Source organism: Streptococcus sp. DD10, from assembly GCF_001578805.1.
Classification (GTDB): Bacteria; Bacillota; Bacilli; order Lactobacillales; family Streptococcaceae; genus Streptococcus.
Genome location: NZ_KQ969157.1, coordinates 193,738 through 198,028 on the forward strand (window position 1 = coordinate 193,738; position 4,291 = coordinate 198,028).

Annotated in this window: 5 protein-coding genes and 1 pseudogene; 2 read left to right on the top strand and 4 right to left on the bottom strand. The window is 38.0% G+C overall.

Translation table 11 applies throughout. The features are described from left to right. Window positions 1-224 precede the first annotated feature (224 nt). From STRDD10_RS00820 to STRDD10_RS00835, 4 genes are all read right to left on the bottom strand, one after another. Window positions 225-1,274 (bottom strand): zinc-dependent alcohol dehydrogenase family protein, encoded by a 1,050-nt coding sequence (locus STRDD10_RS00820; protein ID WP_067192281.1) that lies wholly within the window; start codon window positions 1,272-1,274, stop codon window positions 225-227. 131 nt (window positions 1,275-1,405) lie between these two features. Next, complete coding sequence (locus STRDD10_RS00825) at window positions 1,406-1,918, bottom strand: DNA topology modulation protein (protein ID WP_067192284.1); 513 nt, start codon at window positions 1,916-1,918, stop codon at window positions 1,406-1,408. Window positions 1,919-1,987: 69 nt separating this feature from the next. Beyond that, entirely contained in the window at window positions 1,988-2,236 is a 249-nt protein-coding gene (gene rpsT / locus STRDD10_RS00830) for a 30S ribosomal protein S20 (RefSeq protein ID WP_082782001.1), read from the bottom strand. A gap of 70 nt (window positions 2,237-2,306) precedes the next feature. After that, window positions 2,307-3,245 carry a DHH family phosphoesterase gene (locus tag STRDD10_RS00835; protein ID WP_067192286.1) on the bottom strand — a complete coding sequence of 313 codons (939 nt, stop codon included), beginning with the start codon at window positions 3,243-3,245 and terminating at the stop codon, window positions 2,307-2,309. Between the two features lie 97 nt (window positions 3,246-3,342). On the opposite strand from STRDD10_RS00835, the gene STRDD10_RS00840 reads away from it, so the two are divergent. Beyond that, a complete protein-coding gene (locus tag STRDD10_RS00840) occupies window positions 3,343-3,789 on the top strand; it encodes a flavodoxin (RefSeq protein ID WP_067192288.1) in 447 nt (148 codons plus the stop codon). Window positions 3,790-3,946: 157 nt separating this feature from the next. Beyond that, a pseudogene (locus STRDD10_RS00845) lies at window positions 3,947-4,291 on the top strand (Fe-S cluster assembly protein SufB); the annotation flags it as partial.

The following is a 4,291-nucleotide window of genomic DNA, read 5'->3' on the forward strand; positions in this document are numbered from 1 at the left end:
GATTTTCGAAGAGTATTAATGGTAGATTAAAAGAAAAAGGGTGGACAATGAATCGCTCTTAAAAGTTAGATAGAACAATCATAACTCTAAGGCAATTTAAAAATCCATCCTTACTAAAAATTGAATGACCGTGACATTTGACTGTGTAATCTATTGAATTGACTTAATTTATAGATGCTTGACTAACTGTAGTAGCTTCTTACTATAGTAGTATTTTGTGAAAATTAGCTGATATCATTATCAATGATGACTTTTAAGGCATTATTTTCACCTGCGTGTTTAAAGACATCATAAGCCTTTTCAACTTCAGAGAGTTTAAAGTGGTGGGTTACTAGTTTTGTTGCATCGATTTTACCAGTTTTTAAAACATTGAGCAACATCTCAGTAGTATTAGCATTGACCAAACCAGTGTTCATGGTGATGTTTTTAATCCAGAGCTCATCTAGATTAAAGCTGACTGGTTTACCATGTACCCCTACGTTTGCAATGTGTCCACCAACAGAGATAACATTTTGACAAACATCAAAGGTAGCTGGGTAACCGACACATTCCATCGAAATATCAACACCACGTCCATCTGTTACACCGTTAATAAATTTCTTGATTTCGTTAATATCGCTCGAGCAAATCGTATGAGTAGCACCAAATTTCTTAGCGGCTTCAAGACGAGATTCTGACAAGTCTACCATGATAATGTTAGCTGGTGAGAAGAACTGAACAGTCAAGAGCGCTGCAAGTCCGATCGGTCCAGCACCGACAATGCAGACGTTATCACCTGGTTTAACATGAGAAGGCAAAACCCCGATTTCATAAGAAGTTGGGAGAATATCAGAGAGCATAACGAGTGCCTCATCATCCACGCTTTCGGGTGCGTGATAGAGGCTACCATCAGCATGTGGGATATGGACATACTCAGCTTGGGTACCGTTAATTAAGTGCCCTAAAATCCACCCACCATCCTCGCAGTGAGATGGAAGATTGCGTTTACAATAGTAGCAAGTATTGCACGCGGTAACACAGGATATGATGACTTTATCACCGACCTGGAAGTTTGACACAGCGTCACCCACTTCTTCAACGATACCAATCCCTTCGTGACCGAGGATAGTACCTTCTTTACAGGCAGGTACATCACCGCCTAATATATGAAGATCTGTACCACAAATGGTAGTTTTTAGAATTCGAACAACAGCGTCTGTAGGGTTAACAATAATAGGTTTAGGTTGTTCGATAAGCTGAAGATTTCCAGCTGAAACATAAGTTGCTGCTTTCATAAAATAACTCCTTTTTTTTGACTAACCAACAAGTTAATCAATTAATTTATTTATGTTAAGTTTATTATAGCAGTTATAGAAAGCGGTTGCAAGCTAAAAAATAAAAAAACACAAAAAGTTTGTTAACTGGTTCACAAACTTTTTATTGAATTTAAATAACTATTAATATCCTGCTGTGAACGGAAGATATGGGTTTTCTCTGGATAGTGTTGACAGATAGATTTGTACTGTAATTTATAGTGTCTCGTCCGTCCTTTCCAGAGTATCCAAAGGATAAAATCCCAGTCAAATTTTTCTATACAACCGGAGGCCATACTTTCTCTTGTTTTACCTCTGAATTTCCAGAATCGTTTAAATGCTCTAAAGAGGGAAAGATATCTAGGAAAATCCATAAATAGGATGATGTCAGCTTCTTTCATACGTTCTTGGTAGTAGGCGAATGAATAATTTCCATCTATGACCCAAGAACTCTGAGTCATAAATTTCTTTAAATCTGTTTTAACAGCATCTTGTTCTCTAGTTTGCCATTGTTCTTTAAATTGTATGGTATCCATATGGAGGACAGGTATGTGGTAGAAATAACCAAGTTTCTGAGCTAGAGTAGACTTTCCCGAGCCAGAATAACCGATGATCGCAATTTTCATCTATTTTCTCCTTATAAAATGAAGGTACAAAAAAAGCTCCGGAGAGCTTATTTTACCTGTCGGTTTGGATTAGCCAAGTTTAGCTGAAAGACGTGCTTTGTCACGGCTTGCTTTGTTCTTGTGGATCAAACCTTTAGTTTCTGCTTTATCGATAGCTGAGCTAGCAGCACGGAAAAGCTCTTCAGATGGGTTTGCTTCGAAAGCCTTAATAGCAGTACGCATCGCTGATTTTTGTGCAGAGTTCTTTTCGTTTTGTTTAACGTTTAATTCGGCACGTTTGATAGCTGATTTAATGTTTGCCAATGTTCTTACCTCCATATTTACTAACTATACCATTATATCTGAAAAGTTGACATTTGACAAGGGAAAATTATTTTTTTCGGTATTTTTATGACTTTTTGAGTAAATCTATCAATTCTTGATAAATTTGCTCATTTTCTTGGATAGAGTATGAGTTCGCTCCACTAGCAAGTGGGTGACCACCACCATCATGATTTTTAGCGATTTGGTTTATTGTATGAGATTTACTACGTAACCGAACACGATAATGACCATCAGCCTGTTCAACAAATATAGCCCACGCTTCCACATTGCGAATACGTCCAGGGGCCCCTACAATAGCTGCAGTCTCAGCATCAGTAACCTCAAAGTATTTCAAATCTTTTTGAGTTAGGAGGACACGTGCTGCACCTGTTTCATTAATTTCCAAATGATCATAGACAAAACCTTGTAATTTAGCTATTTTAAACTCAACACTATCCATCTGGCGAGACAGAGCTACAAAGTCAAAGTTGTGGCTTCGTAAGTAGCTAGCTATTTCAAATGTTCTTTGTGTTGTTGCAGGATAGAGAAAACGTCCAGTATCTCCTACGATTCCAGCATAAAGAAGTCTAGCAACGTCATCACAGAGTTTTAGATCGTTTTCCATTGCAAATAAAGCTATTAATTCACTTGTAGAGCTTGAAGAAGTATCTACCCAGGAAATATCCCCATAGACATCGTCGTTTGGATGATGATCAATTTTGATTAGATACTCACCCTTATCGTAGTGAGTACCATCAATGCGAGGCTGATTGGCGGTATCGCAGATGATAACCAAAGCGTTTTTATAATCCTCTATAGTAGCTTGATCCATTCTAGCAAGCCAAGTGAGAGTAGGTTCATCGTAACCAACTGCTTTAACCGTTTTTTCTGGAAAATTGTATTGTAGCAGTAATTTTAATCCAACCTGACTTCCAATAGCATCAGGATCTGGACGCATGTGACGATGGATAATAATCATATCGTATTCGTTGATTTTCTTTAAAATTTCGTCGTATAGTTTCATAGTATTCCCTTTCTTTTTCTATTTTAGCACAATCCGTTACTTTTTAAAATGCTAAACTTGTGGTATAATAAGTGTCATATAAGATTTGGAGGATATTATGGCTTTAGCTAAAATTGTATTCGCAAGTATGACTGGTAATACTGAGGAGATTGCAGATATTGTTGCAGATAAATTGCGTGAAGAAGGCCTTGATGTAGATGTTGATGAGTGTACGACTGTAGATGCAGAGGATTTTCTTGAGGCTGATGTTACTATTGTTGCTACGTATACGTATGGTGATGGTGAATTACCAGATGAAATTGTTGATTTTTATGAAGATTTAGCAGGTCTTGATTTATCTGGTAAGATTTATGGAGTAGTGGGTTCTGGTGATACCTTCTATGATGAATTTTGTAAATCGGTTGATGAATTTGACCTTGTTTTTGCAGGAACAGGTGCAGAAAAAGGTTCTGAGAATGTTAAGGTTGATTTATCTGCAGAAGAAGAGGATATTGAGCGCCTGGAAGCCTTTGCTGAAGAAATTGCAGCCAAGGTAGAAGCCTAAAGGAATTGACGAATCATAACGGAAGTGACCAGAAGTTAAAATCTGGTCATTTTTAATGATAAAACTGTAAGCGTTTTTCAGACAATTTGATGAGATTTTTGTATAATAATATTATAGAAAACATTCTCCAAGTTCTGAAATCGAGAGGAGGAGCAGGATGGCACAACGAGACTACGCTTATGGTTTTCATGATACCCTAACACCCTTATATTCCACAGGTAAGGGATTGTCGGAAGAAGTGGTACGGCAGCTCTCTCATGAAAAGGGAGAGCCAGACTGGATGTTGGATTATCGCTTGCGGTCCCTGGAACTCTTTTATAAACTTCCCATGCCAGACTTCGGACCAGACCTATCAGGTATCAATTTTGATGAGGTTATCTACTACCAAAAACTCAGCGATAAAAAGGCCAGATCCTGGGAGGAGGTTCCAGAGGAAATCAAGAAAACCTTTGAACGGTTGGGAATTCCTGAAGCAGAACGGCAATACCTGTCGGGTGCTGTG

Bases quoted from the DNA above. Each gene is read 5' to 3' on its own strand.
- STRDD10_RS00820 (WP_067192281.1), bottom strand. From the start codon at position 1,274: ATGAAAGCAGCAACTTATGTTTCAGCTGGAAATCTTCAGCTTATCGAA.
- STRDD10_RS00825 (WP_067192284.1), bottom strand. From the start codon at position 1,918: ATGAAAATTGCGATCATCGGTTATTCTGGCTCGGGAAAGTCTACTCTA.
- rpsT (WP_082782001.1), bottom strand. From the start codon at position 2,236: ATGGAGGTAAGAACATTGGCAAACATTAAATCAGCTATCAAACGTGCC.
- STRDD10_RS00835 (WP_067192286.1), bottom strand. From the start codon at position 3,245: ATGAAACTATACGACGAAATTTTAAAGAAAATCAACGAATACGATATG.
- STRDD10_RS00840 (WP_067192288.1), top strand. From the start codon at position 3,343: ATGGCTTTAGCTAAAATTGTATTCGCAAGTATGACTGGTAATACTGAG.